This is a genomic window from Acinetobacter sp. S54, from assembly GCF_016624945.1.
Lineage (GTDB): Bacteria > Pseudomonadota > Gammaproteobacteria > Pseudomonadales > Moraxellaceae > Acinetobacter.
Genome location: NZ_JACVUI010000005.1, coordinates 41,633 through 60,293, shown reverse-complemented (window position 1 = coordinate 60,293; position 18,661 = coordinate 41,633). Strand labels below are relative to the sequence as shown.

The window sequence follows — 18,661 nt, the reverse complement described above, 5'->3', positions numbered from 1 at the left end:
TTTTTATATTATAAAGAATTTTGCTCACGAAAATTAAAAAACCTCCACGAATGGAGGCTTTTTTTGTTAAAACTTAAACTTAGTGTTGTTGAGATAACACAAAATGTAAAGGAGATAAAATCTCGCCTTCTAACGCCAGTTTAATCACTGGATCTGGATAGATACCAATAATTAAGACCAGTGCAGCTGCAGCCAAGACCATGATACCACCTACTTTTTGGCCCCAATGCTTATCCGCATCGATACGTGGCACATCTGGCGGCGTCATATACATGACTACCATAACGCGTAAGTAATAATACAGACCAATACCACTACCCACGATAATCATCGCGGCAAGGAACCAGTGCTGGGTGGTTACCGCAGCCATTACGACAAGAAATTTACCAATGAAGCCAGCGGTCAATGGAATACCAGCCAAAGACAACATCATTACAGTTAAGGTTGCGGTTAATACTGGACGACGCCAGAATAAACCACGATAGTCAGCCAGACTTTCTGCTTCATCAACATTATTGTAGGGGCTAGACATCAAAGCAACTGCACCAAACGCACCAATTGTCGTCAATACATAAGTCACAACATAAACGGTAACGCTACCCAAACTCGCATAGGTCATGCTAATAAGCGCAATCAACAAATAACCAAAATGAGCAATGGATGAATAACCCAAAATACGCTTCAGATTTACTTGACGAACAGCCAACAAGTTACCCACTAAAATCGATAGTACCGCAATAACCGTTAAAATCGTAACCAGTGAATCAACGAGGATTGCACCTGAAGTCAACATATAACGAACAAAGAGACCAATCGTTGCTACCTTGGCAGCGGATGCCAAAAAAGTAGCCATAGGGGCTGGCGCACCTGCATAAACATCTGGTGTCCATTTATGAAATGGTGCCAATGAAAGCTTGAATGCAACAGCAAAGATAATCAGAGCCAGGCCTAAAATCACCATTGGCTGGCGAATAGCATTAAATAGTGCCTGTACAGAATCATAGAATGACAATGAACCTGTATATGAATATATATATGCCATACCCATCAATAGCATCGCAGATGCAGTGGCCGAAAGTACAAGATACTTCACCCCTGCTTCTAGTGAACGACTACGTTGATAAGTGTATGCAAGCATGCCATAAACTGGAATCGACATTAACTCAAGACTAATGAAGAAAGAAGCATAATGCGCACTTGCAACCATCAGCATTGCACCTGATACCGAAATCAGAAGCAACAAATAGAGTTCTTCGCGATTATCTTTGTAGGTTTCAATATAAGCATGTGACAAAGTACAACATGCAAGTGAAGCCACAATAATGAGTAATTGGTAGATCAGCGTAAACGGATCTACCATAAACATTCCCATGACATTGGAAGGCACAAAATGCCCCCCAAACATCGTGAAGAGAATATAAGCTGCTGCAAGATTTAGACCCACCACCGAAGCCGTTGCAATTAAATTATGGTTACGTTTAATTGCAATCAGGATCATCACGACAACTGCAGTCAAAGCCACAATCATCACAGGTGCCAAAGGCATGAGCTGAGAAAAAGACATTGTGAAGTTCATGATTTATTGGATCTCCACATTACTAAGCTGAGTCGCTGCTTGCTGAGTCAGATCAACCGCAGGTTGTATAGGACTATAGCTATTGGCTAACCATTGCATGCTTGAGTGAGACATGTCGAGGAAAGTTTGAGGGTAAAGACCTAACCAGACTAAACCAATCAAACAGATCATTAGAATACTCAATTCACGCAAATTCAAATCTTTGAGTGGTTGAGTATAATGCTGTTTTTGTTCAGGATTTGGTTCACCAAACAATGCGCGGTGAATTAAAATCAGACCATATAAACCTGCTAATACAAGGCTAACCGCAGCGAGGATCGTGAATACAGGATATTTGTTGAATGAACCCATAAGGATCAGGAATTCACCAATAAAGTTACCAAGTCCTGGGATACCAACCAAAGCAGCCACAAAGCACATCAGGAAGAACGGTAAATATTGAAGCTGTCCGCGCAGACCACCCATCAAACGCAAGTCACGCGTATGCAAACGTTCATACACTTGACCAGACATAATGAATAAAGCCGCAGATGATAAGCCATGTGCCAGCATCATGATCATAAGACCCTGATACGTCAGGATATTACCTGCATAGATTGCCAGAAGTACGAAGCCCATATGCGAAATAGAGGTATAAGCAAGCAAACGTTTCATATCTGTTTGCTGATACGCACACCACGCACCATAGAAGATACCAATCAAACCAAAAACAATCGCGATATCTGCAAACTGTGCAGAAGCCGCTGGGAAGAATGGAATCACAAAGCGCAGTAAACCATAAGCAGCGGTTTTAATCAAAATACCTGCCAAATCGACAGAACCCGCTGTAGGGGCTTGAGCATGTGCATCGGGTAACCAGCCATGTAATGGAAATACTGGCAACTTAACCGCGAAACCAATAAACATACACACCATAAAGGCATAAGCAACAGCTGGTGCTTGCTGATCAAGAGTATTAGCAACTGCAAGCAAGTAGTTATAATCAAATCCGATTGAACCCGTCATCATGTAGCCATAAACCACAAGACCCAGAATACCAATCAGCATGATTAAACCTGCAATCTGGGTATAAAGGAAGAATTTGGTTGCCGCGTAGACACGTGAACGACCATTTGAACCTTTATGACCCCAAAGTGCGATCAGGAAGTAGATTGGAACCAGCATCATCTCCCAAAAGAAGAAGAATAGGAACAAATCAACCGCAAGGAAAACCCCGATTACCCCACCTAATGACCACAATAGGTTTAAGTGGAAGAACCCGACATTTTTTTGGATTTCGCCCCAAGAACAACCGACTGCTAACACACCTAGCAATGCAGTTAATCCCACCATTAACAGAGAAAGTCCATCAACAGCAAGGTGAATGTTAATCCCTAAAGTTTGAATCCAAGGAAGATTAAACTCCGCTGACCACGTTGGAACTCTAGCACCTAGTTCATAATGAAATTGGCCGCTTTGCCACAATGCAAGCGTCAACCCCAAAGTCACTAACATACCAATTAACGCAATCCAGCGCGGTAAATGCTGATCAAGCTTATCGACCAGCCAGCAAATAAAACCAGCAATGAAAGGAATTAAAATCAGCGCGGGTAAAATTAAATTGTTTTCCATTTTATTTCCCCACCACTTGAATAACGATAAGGATCATCAACAGTACCACTATACCAAGCGACATGCTGGATGCGTATTCACGCAATGAACCCGTTTGACGTGAACTGGTAAAGCTATTACCACCTTTCACCAGTGCAGGAAGCACCAGCCACAGTCCATCAATTGGATCACGACCTACAAGTTTCGCAATAAACAGATAAGGTTTTACAAACACGATGTTATACAGCGCATCGAAACCAAATGCAGTACGGCAAATATGCGCCAATCCTGCACCTAAACTGGTTTGAGCAAAAGATTTCACCCCAGCATAAGCAAATACAAACAATAAGATACCGACAATTAACCCTACAATCGCGACACCGCTTGCCAAATGCTCAGCATGAGAAACTGCAGCTTCCAAATTTTCTGGAATCATAAATGCAGGAATATTAGCGCTGCTTAATAGCTTCAATACTGGAGCTTGTAAGAAATAACCAAAACCAGTTGATAAGAATGCAAGAATCGCCAAAGGTCCCCAGTAAGTCACGCCATGAATAGCATGCGCTTCTGTTTTCTCTTCGCCAAAGAATACCACCCAGATTAAACGGAAGGTATAGATTGACGTTAAGAAGGCACCAGCAACACCTACCCAGTACAACGTATGGTAAAGCGGTAAGTTTGCAATTGTCGATTGTGCATATACTGCACCTAGAATTGCATCTTTAGAGAAGAAACCTACTGTCACGATTGGGAGCGCCGCAAGCGCACCACCACCGATCACGAAACACCAGAATACAAATGGAATCTTCTTACGTAAACCACCCATTTTGAAGATATTTTGTTCGTGATGACACGCCAGAATCACCGCACCAGATGACAAGAATAATAAAGCTTTAAAGAACGCATGTGCCAACATGTGGAACAGACCCGCTTGATAAGCTTCTGCACCCACAGCCATAAACATATAGCCCAACTGACTCATAGTTGAGTAAGCTAGAATACGCTTGATATCGGTTTGAACCAGCGCTGCAAAACCTGCTACCAACAACGTTACTGCACCTGTAATTGAAATGAACTGCATTACCGCAGGTGCCATTTCAATCACTGTATGCATACGGCTTGTCAAATAAACACCCGCTGTTACCATCGTTGCAGCGTGGATCAATGCTGAAACAGGTGTTGGGCCTGCCATTGCATCTGCTAACCATGTTTGCAATGGAATCTGTGCAGATTTACCCGCGGCACCCAAGAACAACATCAACGCTGTCCAAATCGAAAGTGATGAACTTTGTGTCATCACCGTTGCAGCATTTTCAACGATGTATTGAGTATTTAACGTACCAAACTGTTGATAAAGCAGAAATAATGCGATTAGTAAAAATACGTCACCAATACGCGTTACGGTAAATGCTTTAATAGCCGCCCAACCATTATCTGGATTTGAATAATAAAACCCAATCAATAGATATGAACACAGACCTACGCCTTCCCAACCCAGAAATAATAATGCAAGATTATCACCAAGAACCAACACCAACATGCTGGCAACAAACAGGTTGAAATACGAGAAGAAACGTGCGTAACCTTCTTCACCACGCATGTACCATGAAGCAAAGATGTGGATCAGAAAACCTACACCCGTGATCATACCTGTCATAAGTAATGACAAACCATCTAGATGCAGCGTAATACCAGGCGCAAAACCACCAACATTAAACCACGTCCAAAGATGTTGAACAAAAATAGGTTGCCCACTACTAGTAAATGCCAACCCTGCAATTAACGCAAATAATGCAGAGAGTCCAACAGAACCCACACCAATAATCGCAGCTACATTTTCAGAGAGCTTATCGCGCCCTGCCGCTAAAAGAATAAAACCGATTAGCGGAAAAAGAATCGTTAAATATAAAGTACTCATCCGCGCATCTCACTAGCAGCATCCACATCCAAATGATGGAAGCGATGGTAAAACTGAAGGACGATCGCAAGACCAATACACGCCTCTGCCGCAGCAAGGGTCAAAATCAGAATAAACATAATCTGACCATCAGGTTGTGCCCATGCACTACCAGCCAAAACAAATGCCAATGCAGCAGCATTCATCATGATCTCAAGGCTCATGAGCATAAAGAGAAGATTGCGTCGCACCATGACACCGTAAAAGCCCAGTGCAAAAAGAATGGTTGCAACAATCAAACCATGTTCTAAAGGGATATTGCCCATTGTTATTGTTCCCCTTCCGCACTTGGTTCACGTTTACCTAAGTGGAATGCTGCAACCAAGGCTGCAAGCAATAACATCGCGGCAACTTCAACCAATAATAAATAATGAGTAAAAAGTGCTTGACCGACTGCTTTTGGACCGATCACTTCACGTCCCATAACTTGCCCTGGTATTGTGTAATCACTGGATAACATCCACACCAAGATCAAACCGAGTAAGAAACTCATGAGTGCGGGAACAGCCCATGTTTCAGAGCTTAACCATTTACGTTCCTGTTCAACGGTATGCTGACCTAAATTCAGCATCATTACCACAAACACAAACAAGACCATGATTGCACCTGCATAAACGATGATTTCAAGCGCACCCGCAAATGGAGCGCCAACAATCATGAAAATACCAGCGACTGCAAGGAGTGAAACAATCAGACTAAGTAAAGCATGTACTGGATTCGCATTGGTCACCACGCGAATCGTAGAAACTATGGCCACGAGAGCCATCAAATAAAACGGCCACATCATGGTAATAAACTCCGTACATCAATAGGTGCACTTTCTTTTTGCGCCTGACCTTTACCTTTACCATCAATTGCCATACCAGCAACACGGTAGAAGTTATAGTCAGGATATTTGCCTGGCCCAGAAATCAGTAGATTTTCTTTTTCATAAACCAAGTCCTGACGTACGTACTCACCTAACTCAAAGTCAGGAGTAAGCTGAATGGCTGTCGTTGGGCAGGCTTCCTCACACATTCCACAGAAAATGCAACGCGAAAAGTTGATACGGAAAAATTCTGGATACCAGCGACCATCTTCTTTTTCTGCCTTTTGTAATGAAATACAACCGACTGGACAAGCCACCGCACACAGGTTACATGCTACACAGCGTTCTTCACCATCTGGATCACGGGTTAGAATAATACGGCCACGATAGCGAGGCGGTACAATTTCCTCTGCTGGGACTTCAGGATAAAGAATTGTGTCACGTTTACGTGTTATGTGGGTAAATACCATCCACAAAGTACGAACGATTGACCCAACTCCAGCTAGAACTTTATACATTTTGTACTCCCTGCTGTCTTAGGCCTGATTCATCAGAATCACAGCACCAGTCACGAGTAAGTTGACTAACGCCAGCGGCAAACAAATTTTCCAACCAAAGTTCATCACTTGGTCATAACGCGGACGCATTAACGAACCACGAGCCAAAATAAACATCATCATAAAAAATGCTGTTTTAATAATGAACCAGAACACAGGTGGAACAAACGGAATTTCAAGGTTAAATGGCGCGAGCCAACCACCAAAGAATAAGGTCACAATCAAGGCAGAAATCAGCACGATATTCACGTATTCTGCAACGAAGAACATCCCCCACTTCATACCACCATATTCGACATGATAACCTTCAGCCAATTCCTGTTCAGCTTCCGGCTGGTCAAATGGATGACGGTGAGTCACCGCAACACCAGCAACCACAAACACCATAAAGCCAATAAACTGAGGAATAATGAACCATACATCACGTTGTGCTTCTACGATTTCACGTAAATTAAATGAACCTGCAATCGCCACTACACCCATCAGGGAAATACCCAAAAACACTTCATAAGAAATAGTTTGAGCAGCAGAACGTAGACCACCAAGCAAGGAGTATTTGTTGTTTGATGACCAACCACCAAAAAGCACCGCATAAACTGCGATACCTGCCATTGCCATAAAGAACAATAGACCAATGCTCATATCCGCAACGCCTAGCGTTGGGCTAACTGGAATCACCATAAATGATAAAACCGCAGTTGCCATTGCAACTGCCGGTGCCATACGGAAAGTCAGTTTATCGGCAAACTTAGGTGTCCAATCTTCCTTAAACATGATCTTGAGCATGTCTGCCACAATTTGGAACATCCCACCTGGACCAACACGGTTAGGTCCATAACGGTCCTGCCAGAGAGCCAAAAGACGGCGTTCAATAAATGACATTAATGCCGCAATCAACACCACTACTAGCATAATCACAATAGCTTGAACCACTGCATAAGCAATTGGCCAATTCTCAGCCCAAAGCGGTGTTTGACGCATAATTTCTTGTTGCATGAATTACACTCCTACCGCGACTGATACAGGTTCGGCCAATGACACTGTAGGTGCCAAACCAATTGGATAACCGATATAACCCGTTGGTAAATATTCAATCACCTGTACAGGTAAGCTAACTGTAGTTTCACCTGCTTGTACTGAAATGCGTTCACCGTCTTTCAGATTTAAACGTGTTGCATCTTGTTCACCTAAAGCAAAAGTTGCTTCTGGAATACGAGACTGCATGGCTGGTGTTTTAATCGTGAATTCACCCGATGCAAAAATATGATGCATGGGTACTAAGCGGAAGCTTTCAGGATTCACTGGTGCAACTGCCGGTGCAACAAAGCTACGTGCAGGACGTTTTGGTAAACGATCAAATAAACGAATACCTGAATCACCGCCTTTTAGATGTCCCCCGACTTCATCCTGATATTTATTCCAAGATTGTGGCGAGTTCCAACCCGGTGCCCATGCAAACGGTACTAATGACGATGCTTTTTGTGGGCCGACATAGCCTTCCATTGAGAATGTTAAGGCAGAGTCAACGTCGATAGGTTGTTTAGGTTCATGCACTGAAATTGGAGCGCGAAGTGCAGTACGACCTGAATAACGACGTGGTTCACGTGCAATTTTCAAACCATGCACACGATAACCTGCATCAGGTGCAACATCCTGAATAGCTTCTAAAACAGGAACATTTTTCACAACAGATTCAATGACATCATCCAGTAAAGTCCAGTTAATTACTTTACCATTTAATCCAGTTTCAATGGCATGCAACCAGCGCCATGATTCTTTAATCGCATATTCAGGATTGTAATAACTTGGATCATAAACCTGATAGAAACGTTGTGCACGACCTTCCTGACTCACTACCGTACCATCACCTTCAGCAAAGCTTGCTGCTGAAAGCACGATATCTGCCTGTTTCACAGTTTCAGTTTCGCTGTGGTCTAATACGATTACAGTTTCCGCTTTTGCAAGTGCAGCTTTTACCTGAAGCGCAGGTAAACGACGGAATAAGTCGTTTTCCACAATTACGACAGTGTCATAATCTTGTGCAAAAGCTTGTTCCAAACTTTGTCCACCAAACAGCGCCAGACCCATTGAGTTCACTTCAGGTACGGTTAGTGTTAAACCAGCATTACCCAAATTTTGTGCAACTTGTGCAGCAGCTTCCATAATCGCTGGATCTTGTAAGCTTGTACCAGAAATCACTAATGGTTTTTTCGCAGCTTTTAAGCTATCGGCAATGCTTTGAGCAAAGGCTTTAGCATCATCGTCCAAACCATTTATGGTCTCACCTTTAACTGCAGCCGCAATTGCAAACCCAAGACGCGCAATGTCGTTTGGAGATGCAACTACTTCACCTGTCGCCACATCGGCTAAACGGGTCTGAGTCGCAGCAAGGATATAAATCGGAGATTTCTCATCCTGACCAATACGTTGTACAGGTTCTGCTAACCAATCTGGAGTACGACGATCTGCCGCCATTTGCTTGGCTTTATTTTTTGCTGCTTGACGAACAGATAGAGCCATACGTGGCGCAGTTTGCGTCAGATCTTCACCTAGAATCAATACCGCATCATAACTTTCAACTTCACGCATGTTCGGGTTATAAACACCCTCGGTTTGCATGATTGATGCAGCAAGTTCAACCAGATTCTGTTCTTTTTGTGACAATCCTGTTGAGTAGTTATCCTGTCCAACTAACTCACGTAGCGCATAGTTAGATTCAAGGCTAGCACGTGGTGAACCAATCCCCAGTACTTTTTTACCCTGAAGTTTCACAATCACTTCATCAAGTGCCTGATCCACTGAAACAGAACTTATCGCTTCACCGACACGGAACTGTGGTTGACGTGGACGATCTGAACGGTTGACATAGCCCGTACCAAAACGGCCTTTGTCACACAGGAAGTATTGATTTACTTCACCATTAAAACGGTTTTCTACGCGGCGCAATTCACCATAACGCTCACCCGGAGAAATATTACAACCAGAAGAACAGCCCTGACACACACTTGGTGCGTACTGCATATCCCATTTACGGTTATAGCGCTCTGAGTGCGTTTTATCAGTAAACACACCTGTTGGGCAAACTTCAGTCAAGTTACCTGAAAATTCAGATTCTAATGTCCCAGACTCTGGACGACCGAAGTAAACACGTGATGCATTCGCATACACACCAAAGTCTGTACCACCTGCGTAATCCTTGTAATAACGCACACAGCGATAGCAAGCGATACAACGGTTCATTTCATGTGCAATAAACGAACCTAACTCTTGGTTATAGTGGGTACGTTTAGTAAAGCGGTAGCGACGGCGGTCATGACCCGTCATCACTGTCATATCTTGTAAATGACAGTGACCACCTTCTTCACAGACTGGGCAGTCATGCGGGTGGTTCGTCATTAAAAACTCAACCACTGACTCGCGAAAATCAACTGCTTCCTTATCTTCAATTGAGATAAAGGTATTGTCAGTCGCTGGCGTCATACATGACATAACCAGACGTCCACGCGTATCTTCAGCATTTGCATACTGAGTCACCGCACATTGACGGCATGAACCAACAGAACCTAAGGATGGGTGCCAACAAAAATACGGGATGTCGATGCCTAGAGACAAACATGCTTGTAGCAAGTTTTCTGACCCATTGACTTCATATGATTTTCCATCGACATGAATTGTAGCCATAGTCGAATTCCTTAAACTTGTTCTACGTGGCTGGCTTGAGCAACAGGACGATTAGTCACTTTTGCTTCAAACTCGCTACGGAAATATTTGAGTGCGCCCATTAGCGGCTCCATCGCACCCGGCGCGTGAGCACAGAAGGTCTTACCGATCCACAACTTTTTGGTGAGTTCAGACAAATGTTCAATGTCTTCCATCTTACCTTCACCATTTTCAAGTGCTTTCAGTGCTTTGACCGCCCAAGGTAAACCATCACGGCATGGTGTACACCAGCCACACGATTCACGCGCAAAGAATTCTTCTAAATTACGCACTGCTGAAACCATACACTGGGTTTCATCAACCACCATCAATAAACAAGTTCCTAAACGTGAACCTGCTTTCATGATGCTTTCTGAATCCATCGGAAGATCAATATGTTCTGCTGCCAAGAAATCAGTTGATGCACCGCCCGGTAACCATGCTTTGAGTTTCAAACCATCACGCATACCACCCGCGTAGTCTTCAATCACTTCACGTGCAGTAGTTCCAAATGGTAACTCCCAAAGTCCTGGGAATTTAACTTTACCGGATGCGCCATAAATCTTGGTGCCCGGATCTTTAGATTTCCCCACAGATAAACCGATATACCATTCAGGACCACGCAACATGATTGCAGGTAAGTTGTTATAGGTTTCAACATTATTGACAATCGTTGGACGCCCCCAAGCCCCAGCAACCTGTGGAAATGGTGGTTTAGTACGTGGATTGGCACGACGTCCTTCCAGTGAGTTAATCAATGCAGTTTCTTCACCACAAATATAACGTCCTGCACCTGTATGAACAAACAGCTCAAAGCTCCAACCCGTGTTCAGAATATTGTTACCTAAATAACCTTTAGCACGAGCCTGTTCCAACGCCTCATTTAAGTATTGGGCAGCTTCGATATACTCACCACGAATAAAGATGTAACCTTGCGTTGCCTCTAGGGTATAAGCAGCGATTAACATACCTTCAATCAATTGGTGCGGAAGACGTTCCATCAATAAGCGGTCTTTGAAGGTACCTGGTTCCATTTCATCAGCATTACAGATTAAATAACGCGGACCACCATCATTCGGTGCCATCAACGACCATTTAATCCCTGCTGGGAAACCTGCACCACCACGACCTTTTACCGTTGCCGCCTTAATGACTTCCAAAACTTCAGCAGGTTTCATTTCAATAGCTTTTTTAAAGCCCGCATACCCTTCTAAAGCTTCATAGTCATCAGCATTGCGTACATGTTCCTGTTTGCTCAAACGCCAAGTCAGCGGATGAGTTTCTGGATTACCTTCGCCATAAATCGGTTTTGGTTCAGTATTCATACATACTTCTCCAATAACTGCTTGACCGAAGATACCTCAACCAGACCATGCGTATCTTCATCAATCATTAAAGTTGGACCCTTGTCACAATTTCCTAAACAGCAAATCGGCAATAAGGTAAAACGGCCATCTTGCGTAGTCTGACCATATTGAATGCCAAGCTCGCGCTGAAATGCTTCAGCTAAAGTTTCAGCACCCATTAAGAAACAGGCAATCGAATCACACAATAAAATTACGTGACGCCCCACGGGTTGACGGTAAATACGATTATAAAATGTCGCTACACCTTCAAGATCCGCAACACTAATGGTCAATAGCTGCGCTATTGCATTCATTTGAGCGTCATCTACCCAGCCATTACGGCGTTGTACACACTTAAGTGCATCTAATGATGCCGCACGTGGGTAAGGATAGTGATGAATGTGATGTTCAATTTCATGGATTTCATCTGCAGTCAAAATCCCTTCAACATTCACACGTGGCTTTTTATCAGTCAAAATCATCATAATGCGTACCCCTTAACGATCCACGTCGGCCATAACCACATCAATGGTTGCCAGATAAATGATCAAGTCTGAGACCAGACTTCCGTTAATCACCGAAGGAATTTGCTGCAAGTGTGTAAAGGTTGGTGTACGAATACGGGTACGATAACTCATCGTTGACTTATCGGAAGTCAAATAATAGTTAGACGCGCCTTTTACGACTTCAGCCATCACTGATGCTTCACCTGCAGGCATAACTGGCCCCCACGACACACTTAAGAAATGCGTAATCAGGGTTTCAATGTCTTGCAAGGTTTTATCTTTCGGCGGTGGTACTGCCAGAGGATGATCTGCTTTATATGCACCAGACGGCATATTATCCAGACACTGTTTAACAATTTTCAAGGACTCTTCGATTTCACGATAGTGCACCATCACACGAGCATAAGCATCGCCTTCGTATTCCAGAGGCACTTCAAAATCGTAATTTTCATAGCCACTATACGGACGATATTTACGCACATCAAAATCAATACCTGTTGCACGTAAACCAGTTCCTGTTACGCCCCAAGCTAACGCAGATTTTGCATCATATTGGGCAACATTACGTGTACGGCCTTCAAATACAGAGTTTTTCAGTGCAGCAGTATGATATTCCTTCAACCGTTTTGGCATCCATTCGAGAATATCACGAATCAGTTTTTGCCAATTATTTGGAAGATCGTGTGCCGTTCCGCCGATACGGAACCACGCAGGGTGCATACGGAAACCTGTGATCGCTTCAATTGCGTCATAGATTTTTTGACGGTCAGCAAACATATAGAATACAGGAGTCATACCCCCCGCATCCTGAATCGCCGTACCGATATACAACAAGTGGTTATTGATACGGAATAATTCAGACATCATGACACGAATACATTGCGCACGATCAGGAACGGTGATTCCAGCAAGTTGCTCTACGCCCATGACATACGGCATGTTTTGTGCGCAACCGCCTAGATAGTCAACACGGTCAGTATAAGGAATGAAAGAATGCCACGTTTGACGCTCAGCCATCTTTTCCACACCACGGTGGTGATAGCCAATATCAGGTACACAGTCTTTTACTTCTTCGCCATCCAACTGCAAAATAACACGGAATGCACCGTGTGCAGATGGATGGTTAGGGCCCAAGTTCAAGAACATAAAGTCTTCATCCGCATTACCGCGTGTTAGGCCCCAATCTTCTGGGACAAAACGAAGATGTTCTTGCTCAAAATCCTGTTTCGCCTTGTTCTGCATATACGGCGTATATTCAGTAGCACGAGCTGAGTATTCCTTGCGTAACGGATGCCCTTCCCAATAAGTTGGCAACAAAATTCGACGCAGCATAGGATGCCCTTCGAAATTGATTCCAAACATATCGTAAGCTTCACGTTCGTACCAGTTGGCATTCGGCCAAATGTTAGTCGCTGTTGGAATGTTAATATCATTCTCATTCAATGCAACTTTAATACGAATATCACTATTACGTTCTAAAGATAATAAGTGATAGAACACTGTGAAATCAGATGCAGGTAAACCATCGCGGTTATTACGCAAACGCTCATCAACTGCAGATAAGTCAAACAGCATCACATAAGGACGTGATACCGTACGCAAGTACATTAAAACTTCTTGTATACGTGCGCGCTCAACCCAGACCGTTGGAAAATCTTCAAACGTTAGTTGCACGTAAAAGTTCTCGCCAAATTTGGCTTTGAGATCTTCTACGATTGCAAATGCTGGGCGGGAATCAACTGGCGTTGATTCTGGCATAGCAATGTCAGTTTCAGCCATTGGCTTGGCTTCCTATTTAATACAAATTTTGTCAATTTTCTTGATGAACCATATCCTACGAATATGTCAAAACTTCATCGTGAAAATTATTTAATTTCATCCATAGAGCGTAAGTTTTTCACCGCAATACGTTCAGCATTTTTGCGATCGCGTTCTGGCATCATCTTTGGCTTATACACTGGCTTAAGATCATCACCAATTACGGCAGAAAGTGGACGGCGCTCTAGCTGAATCTGGTCTTGAAGTAACATGAGTGCTTGAATCAAAGCTTCAGGACGTGGTGGGCAGCCTGGGACGTACACGTCAACAGGAATAATTTTATCAACACCCTGTACAACCGAATAAATGTCGTACATACCGCCCGAGTTAGCACAGGCTCCCATAGAAATGACCCATTTTGGCTCTAGCATTTGCTCATAAAGACGTTGAATAACTGGCGCCATTTTTACAAAACAAGTTCCAGCAACAATCATTAAGTCAGCCTGACGTGGTGAAGCACGAATAACTTCAGCACCAAAACGTGACAAATCATGTACACCTGTTAATGTCGTTGCATACTCAACGTAACAGCATGAAGTACCAAAGTTAAATGGCCAGACTGAGTTTTTGCGTCCCCAGTTGACCACATTGTGCATCACATCTTCCAAACGAGTCATGAAGACATTTTTATTGACTTCTTCCTCAAGTGGATCAGTAACAATTTGGCGTTCTTGCAATGGATATTGATCAGCACTCGGATTCGCACGGGTTAATGTATATTTCATCCCGAGTTACTCCTGTTCAAATGACGTTTTAGTCGCTGAAATAGATTTCATACGACCTGAGGATTGAGCTGGAATATGACCCGTAGGATCCATAACCAACTCCTCAATAGAGTTGAAGCGGGTAATATCAGCAATATTCATATGTGCAGAACCCACTTTAGGTTTAATTCCTGCTGACTTACGGCGATCCGCAGGAGCCCAGTTTAATGCACCTACAGCAAATGCATAAACCAAAGCAATCAACAAATCGACAACGAAAATCACGACGGTAGTAAAACCAAGCCAACCCACTTCACGAACTGAGGTTGCCCATGCGTATAGATAGAGCGCTTCAAGGTCAAAAACAACGAAGAAAATTGCAACCAGATAGAACTTTGCTGACAAGCGGATACGTGCACCACCTGCGCTGACGACACCTGACTCAAATTGCTCTTGCTTCGCGCGCCCCCACGATTTACCCCCTAGGAGCAAGGGAACGGTAAGCATAAAAACGCACAGAAATGTAACACCGATCACGAAGGCAATAATTGCCCAATCGTATGGAGTAATGGCACTCATGCGGGGATAACTCCTGGCAGGCCTATTATTTAACAAAGAATGTATGTATTGGCCTTCAAATACACCAAACATAAAATTAATCCCGCCAATTGTACCTGATTTCTAATTTCTGTTGCTAGTTGAAGCACCTTAGTCTTTAGGATGATTTTTTGGACAATTTTAGAAAACATATGGCTTGAACGCCAAATCCACTGGTAGTTATCGGTTTATCAAATCAATTCTCACATTATGATTATTTTTTTCATTTTCTTACATTTTAACCAATATTTCGGACATTTTTGTCCTTATTTAAATTTTGCTCTTTCCAAATCAACGTACAATGTATTTTTCCGGATTATTTTACTATTTTTTTAAAAAATATTATCTCGTTATTCCTGACTGCACAAAACCACATCAGAATCGAGTTTTGTCGAAAATTAAAGCATTAAAAAAGACTATCTCTAACGTAAAAGAGCATGCTATTTTGAGAATAGATCAGTGATTCCCCGTGTATTCTTTTTCTTCCGATTCAAAGAGAAATCGCTATAAAGAATAAAAATATTCGGGATCATCCGATTTATGAGCAAAGGAATACACGACAAGCAGAATCAATTTTATAAATCGTTGCAATTCAGCTACATGCTTTAATTAACTTTATACACATCTGTTTTGAAGCGATGTGTATGCTAAAACAAAGAATAAGGAGTAAAATCAATGAGTCTGCAATACACCCACAAACCTAATTACTTTCTTTATGCTCAATTGCTTATTCGTCACATTCAAGAATATGTCCAGAAGCACCCCGATGCAGACAATGCCATTTTTGATTTACGTGATATTTATGATTTGTTTCGTCAGGACTTTGCATCAACCACGACGAATCTAGAGGGTATTCTCAATATCACTGATGAATATCGTGTGGAAACCATTAATGGCGACCAAAAAATCATTAGTGGATATAAAATTGATGTTGAAAATAATTTTCTTCTCATTGATTTCAATCAAGATGCTTTGATTAGTTTACGTGAAGGCAAATCATTGATCGTTCCCGATGCTACACTACAAGAATAAATATCGTACAAAAAGAAAGCACTCTATTGAGTGCTTTCTTTTTGTTTCTGCTGATTTTTTTGTTTAAGTTTTTGATTAAAGCGCTTTGCTGGCCACAACATAATAAACCGAGCGCCCCCTAGATCAGGACTCTCATCCACAGTAATTGTGCCACCAAACCAGTACGCAATTCGGCTGACGATGGATAACCCCAAACCATAACCACCCGATGCACGGGTTCGACTGTCATCTAGACGGGCAAATGCCTCAAAAACACGTTTACGATCTTCTTCGGGGATGCCAGGGCCATCATCTTCCACGCAGACAAAAGCATTGCCATCCGCCTTTATGCCACCACTCATACGCACTTTATGATCACAATGGCGCACTGCATTTCCTACCAGATTTTGCACGACACGATGTAAATAACGACGTTCTGCATCTGCAATGACATAATTTGGTGGCGGTATAAGTTCAATTTCTTTCTGAGTTTTTAACGCTTCTGTTTCAACTGCAACTTGATCCAACACATCCAGTAAGGCAATTTCTTCAAAATCCAGTGATGGAGTGCCCTGCTCTAATTTGGCATAAGTCATGATCTCATCAATCAAGGTATTTAGTGCTTCAATATCTTTATCGATCATTTCCATTTGCTGAATCCGATAATTGTAATCATCTTCTTCAGCCAACATTTCCATACCAAAACGAATTCGGGCTACAGGAGTTCTCAACTCATGGGATACGGCTCGCATCAATTCACGCTGCGCTTCTATAAGCCGCTGAATATGATCAGACATATTATTATAACTGGATGCAAGATTTGCCATTTCATCACTACCTTCAATCGGCACTCGTAATGACAAATCACCCGACTTCATACGATTCAATGCATAACGTACTTGCCGAATTTTTCGCTCCAAAGGCAAAATCAGTCCATAGACTCCCAGACTCAACAGAAACAAGCTAAATAATGTAATACCTGCTGATAACTGAAACGGCATCCAATTAAACATGGGCACTGGCCCTAAAACCAGAACCTCAGTCGGATTATTTGGCATTGGAGAAACAATTGAAATCGTGGTTCCACGTACAGTTGCACTGTCTTTATACAACATCACACTTTGATCCTGACGCAAACGACCAATTTGCTCAGAATCCAGTTGAATATCTTTGACATTTTGAATCGAAAGTGGGTAAGAAAAGTGTTTTTGAATACGGCTGATATATTCTTTTTCTTGTCCCGGATAATAAATCAGGTAATCCAAAATAAAAATAGGTAGCGCTTTCATTTGGCGCTCACCTATTTTATCGACTTTGACATAAAGAAAATGCTTATTATCTTCAGGCAAGCCGATTATCACGTAGGCAATGCTATTCTCAGCATCGTAACGGACGATAGATTTTTGTTCTTCAATACGTTTTTTTTCAGTTCTGGAAAGCTCGATTTTATTTGAGTCGACGTAATAAATAGGCAACTCAAGTAAATCAGAAGCATCTGAAATCCAGTCCAGTCTTTGTTGCTCTCCCGGTTGCCGAGCTACTCCCTCACTAATGACATATGAAATACCATCCGTCAGGGACTCACGATATTCCTGAGCACGCTGGTAATTGATGATCTGAACCAACAGGTAGCCAAACAAAGCCACCAGCATGACCAAGACCACCAAACCCGCATAAATGCGTAAGAAGATACTGTGTTTAAACACTCAATCAACCTTATAGGGAGATGTTTAACAAACAATGGATGCGTAAATTACATACCATTGGTTTCTTTTACAAACAGATAACCTTTACTACGCACAGTTTTAATACGTTTCGGGTTTTCTGGATCATCGCCAATTTTTGGACGAATACGTGAAATACGTACGTCAATTGAACGGTCTTGACCATCATATTCAATACCACGCAGACGTTCAAAAATATCTTCACGTGACAAGATACGACCTGCATTAGAGGCTAATAGCCATAATAAGTCGTATTCAGCGCTCGTGAAATCTACCAGATCACCATTTAAAGTCACTGAACGACCACCATTATCGATGACCAAATCATCAAATTCGATACGCTGTGCTACTTCATCTTCAACAGTTTTATCGGTACGACGTAATAAAGCACGAATACGCGCTAATAAAACACGTGGTTGCACAGGTTTAGCCACATAGTCATCTGCACCCATTTCCAGACCTAAAACCTGATCCATATCTTCGGTACGTGCAGTTAACATTAGAATAGGCTGATGATAATGAGGACGAACTTCACGACAAACGGTTAAACCATCTGCACCAGGTAACATCACATCAAGTACCACTAGATCGGGTTGCTCACTGATAATACGGCGGATTGCACGATTACCATCTGTTTCAACCCCAACCTCCAATCCATTACGAATTAGATATTCCTGTGTTAAACGTGCAAGACGTTCATCATCTTCAACAATAAGGATCTTGGGTAACTTTTCTTCTTGGCTCATACAATTGCCCCTGTAATATGTT

General features: G+C 42.6%; 16 protein-coding genes. 1 reads left to right on the top strand and 15 read right to left on the bottom strand.

Annotation, left to right across the window (positions count from 1 at the left end; translation table 11 throughout):
* Positions 1 to 79: 79 nt before the first annotated feature.
* From nuoN to ndhC, 13 genes are all read right to left on the bottom strand, one after another.
* Positions 80 to 1,576, bottom strand: a complete 1,497-nt coding sequence (gene nuoN / locus IAE20_RS09665) for an NADH-quinone oxidoreductase subunit NuoN (RefSeq protein ID WP_200460981.1) — start codon at positions 1,574 to 1,576, stop codon at positions 80 to 82.
* A 3-nt stretch (positions 1,577 to 1,579) separates the two neighbouring features.
* The gene (nuoM, locus tag IAE20_RS09660) at positions 1,580 to 3,187 is read right to left on the bottom strand and encodes an NADH-quinone oxidoreductase subunit M (protein WP_200460980.1); all 1,608 of its coding nucleotides are present in this window, start codon (positions 3,185 to 3,187) and stop codon (positions 1,580 to 1,582) included.
* A 1-nt stretch (position 3,188) separates the two neighbouring features.
* The gene (nuoL, locus tag IAE20_RS09655; RefSeq protein ID WP_200460979.1) at positions 3,189 to 5,084 is read right to left on the bottom strand and encodes an NADH-quinone oxidoreductase subunit L; all 1,896 of its coding nucleotides are present in this window, start codon (positions 5,082 to 5,084) and stop codon (positions 3,189 to 3,191) included.
* The gene (gene nuoK, locus IAE20_RS09650; protein ID WP_004987386.1) at positions 5,081 to 5,389 is read right to left on the bottom strand and encodes an NADH-quinone oxidoreductase subunit NuoK; all 309 of its coding nucleotides are present in this window, start codon (positions 5,387 to 5,389) and stop codon (positions 5,081 to 5,083) included. Before nuoK ends, nuoL begins: the two co-directional genes overlap by 4 nt.
* A gap of 2 nt (positions 5,390 to 5,391) precedes the next feature.
* Positions 5,392 to 5,907, bottom strand: coding sequence for an NADH-quinone oxidoreductase subunit J (nuoJ, locus tag IAE20_RS09645; RefSeq protein WP_200461062.1), 516 nt, complete (start codon positions 5,905 to 5,907; stop codon positions 5,392 to 5,394).
* The gene (nuoI, locus tag IAE20_RS09640; protein WP_004987388.1) at positions 5,907 to 6,449 is read right to left on the bottom strand and encodes an NADH-quinone oxidoreductase subunit NuoI; all 543 of its coding nucleotides are present in this window, start codon (positions 6,447 to 6,449) and stop codon (positions 5,907 to 5,909) included. The genes nuoJ and nuoI overlap by 1 nt, the downstream gene beginning before the upstream one ends.
* A gap of 18 nt (positions 6,450 to 6,467) precedes the next feature.
* Complete coding sequence (nuoH, locus tag IAE20_RS09635; RefSeq protein WP_200460978.1) at positions 6,468 to 7,484, bottom strand: NADH-quinone oxidoreductase subunit NuoH; 1,017 nt, start codon at positions 7,482 to 7,484, stop codon at positions 6,468 to 6,470.
* A 3-nt stretch (positions 7,485 to 7,487) separates the two neighbouring features.
* Complete coding sequence (gene nuoG, locus IAE20_RS09630; protein ID WP_200460977.1) at positions 7,488 to 10,169, bottom strand: NADH-quinone oxidoreductase subunit NuoG; 2,682 nt, start codon at positions 10,167 to 10,169, stop codon at positions 7,488 to 7,490.
* Positions 10,170 to 10,180: 11 nt separating this feature from the next.
* Positions 10,181 to 11,512, bottom strand: coding sequence for an NADH-quinone oxidoreductase subunit NuoF (gene nuoF, locus IAE20_RS09625; protein WP_200482513.1), 1,332 nt, complete (start codon positions 11,510 to 11,512; stop codon positions 10,181 to 10,183).
* Positions 11,509 to 12,018 (bottom strand): NADH-quinone oxidoreductase subunit NuoE, encoded by a 510-nt coding sequence (gene nuoE / locus IAE20_RS09620; protein WP_200460975.1) that lies wholly within the window; start codon positions 12,016 to 12,018, stop codon positions 11,509 to 11,511. The genes nuoF and nuoE overlap by 4 nt, the downstream gene beginning before the upstream one ends.
* A 12-nt stretch (positions 12,019 to 12,030) precedes the next feature.
* Entirely contained in the window at positions 12,031 to 13,818 is a 1,788-nt protein-coding gene (gene nuoC / locus IAE20_RS09615; RefSeq protein ID WP_200482512.1) for an NADH-quinone oxidoreductase subunit C/D, read from the bottom strand.
* Between the two features lie 86 nt (positions 13,819 to 13,904).
* Positions 13,905 to 14,582, bottom strand: coding sequence for a NuoB/complex I 20 kDa subunit family protein (locus tag IAE20_RS09610; RefSeq protein WP_004987404.1), 678 nt, complete (start codon positions 14,580 to 14,582; stop codon positions 13,905 to 13,907).
* Positions 14,583 to 14,588: 6 nt separating this feature from the next.
* Entirely contained in the window at positions 14,589 to 15,140 is a 552-nt protein-coding gene (gene ndhC, locus IAE20_RS09605; RefSeq protein WP_200460973.1) for an NADH-quinone oxidoreductase subunit A, read from the bottom strand.
* Positions 15,141 to 15,833: 693 nt separating this feature from the next.
* Here ndhC and IAE20_RS09600 point away from each other — a divergent pair.
* Entirely contained in the window at positions 15,834 to 16,190 is a 357-nt protein-coding gene (locus IAE20_RS09600; protein ID WP_200460972.1) for a hypothetical protein, read from the top strand.
* Between the two features lie 23 nt (positions 16,191 to 16,213).
* On the opposite strand, the gene bfmS is transcribed toward IAE20_RS09600, so the two are convergent.
* Positions 16,214 to 17,875, bottom strand: a complete 1,662-nt coding sequence (gene bfmS, locus IAE20_RS09595) for a sensor histidine kinase BfmS (protein ID WP_200460971.1) — start codon at positions 17,873 to 17,875, stop codon at positions 16,214 to 16,216.
* 47 nt (positions 17,876 to 17,922) lie between these two features.
* Positions 17,923 to 18,639, bottom strand: coding sequence for a response regulator transcription factor BfmR (bfmR, locus tag IAE20_RS09590; RefSeq protein ID WP_004881343.1), 717 nt, complete (start codon positions 18,637 to 18,639; stop codon positions 17,923 to 17,925).
* Between the last annotated feature and the right edge of the window lie 22 nt (positions 18,640 to 18,661).

Bases quoted from the DNA above. Each gene is read 5' to 3' on its own strand.
- nuoN (WP_200460981.1), bottom strand. From the start codon at position 1,576: ATGAACTTCACAATGTCTTTTTCTCAGCTCATGCCTTTGGCACCTGTG.
- nuoM (WP_200460980.1), bottom strand. From the start codon at position 3,187: ATGGAAAACAATTTAATTTTACCCGCGCTGATTTTAATTCCTTTCATT.
- nuoL (WP_200460979.1), bottom strand. From the start codon at position 5,084: ATGAGTACTTTATATTTAACGATTCTTTTTCCGCTAATCGGTTTTATT.
- nuoK (WP_004987386.1), bottom strand. From the start codon at position 5,389: ATGGGCAATATCCCTTTAGAACATGGTTTGATTGTTGCAACCATTCTT.
- nuoJ (WP_200461062.1), bottom strand. From the start codon at position 5,907: ATGTGGCCGTTTTATTTGATGGCTCTCGTGGCCATAGTTTCTACGATT.
- nuoI (WP_004987388.1), bottom strand. From the start codon at position 6,449: ATGTATAAAGTTCTAGCTGGAGTTGGGTCAATCGTTCGTACTTTGTGG.
- nuoH (WP_200460978.1), bottom strand. From the start codon at position 7,484: ATGCAACAAGAAATTATGCGTCAAACACCGCTTTGGGCTGAGAATTGG.
- nuoG (WP_200460977.1), bottom strand. From the start codon at position 10,169: ATGGCTACAATTCATGTCGATGGAAAATCATATGAAGTCAATGGGTCA.
- nuoF (WP_200482513.1), bottom strand. From the start codon at position 11,512: ATGAATACTGAACCAAAACCGATTTATGGCGAAGGTAATCCAGAAACT.
- nuoE (WP_200460975.1), bottom strand. From the start codon at position 12,018: ATGATGATTTTGACTGATAAAAAGCCACGTGTGAATGTTGAAGGGATT.
- nuoC (WP_200482512.1), bottom strand. From the start codon at position 13,818: ATGGCTGAAACTGACATTGCTATGCCAGAATCAACGCCAGTTGATTCC.
- IAE20_RS09610 (WP_004987404.1), bottom strand. From the start codon at position 14,582: ATGAAATATACATTAACCCGTGCGAATCCGAGTGCTGATCAATATCCA.
- ndhC (WP_200460973.1), bottom strand. From the start codon at position 15,140: ATGAGTGCCATTACTCCATACGATTGGGCAATTATTGCCTTCGTGATC.
- IAE20_RS09600 (WP_200460972.1), top strand. From the start codon at position 15,834: ATGAGTCTGCAATACACCCACAAACCTAATTACTTTCTTTATGCTCAA.
- bfmR (WP_004881343.1), bottom strand. From the start codon at position 18,639: ATGAGCCAAGAAGAAAAGTTACCCAAGATCCTTATTGTTGAAGATGAT.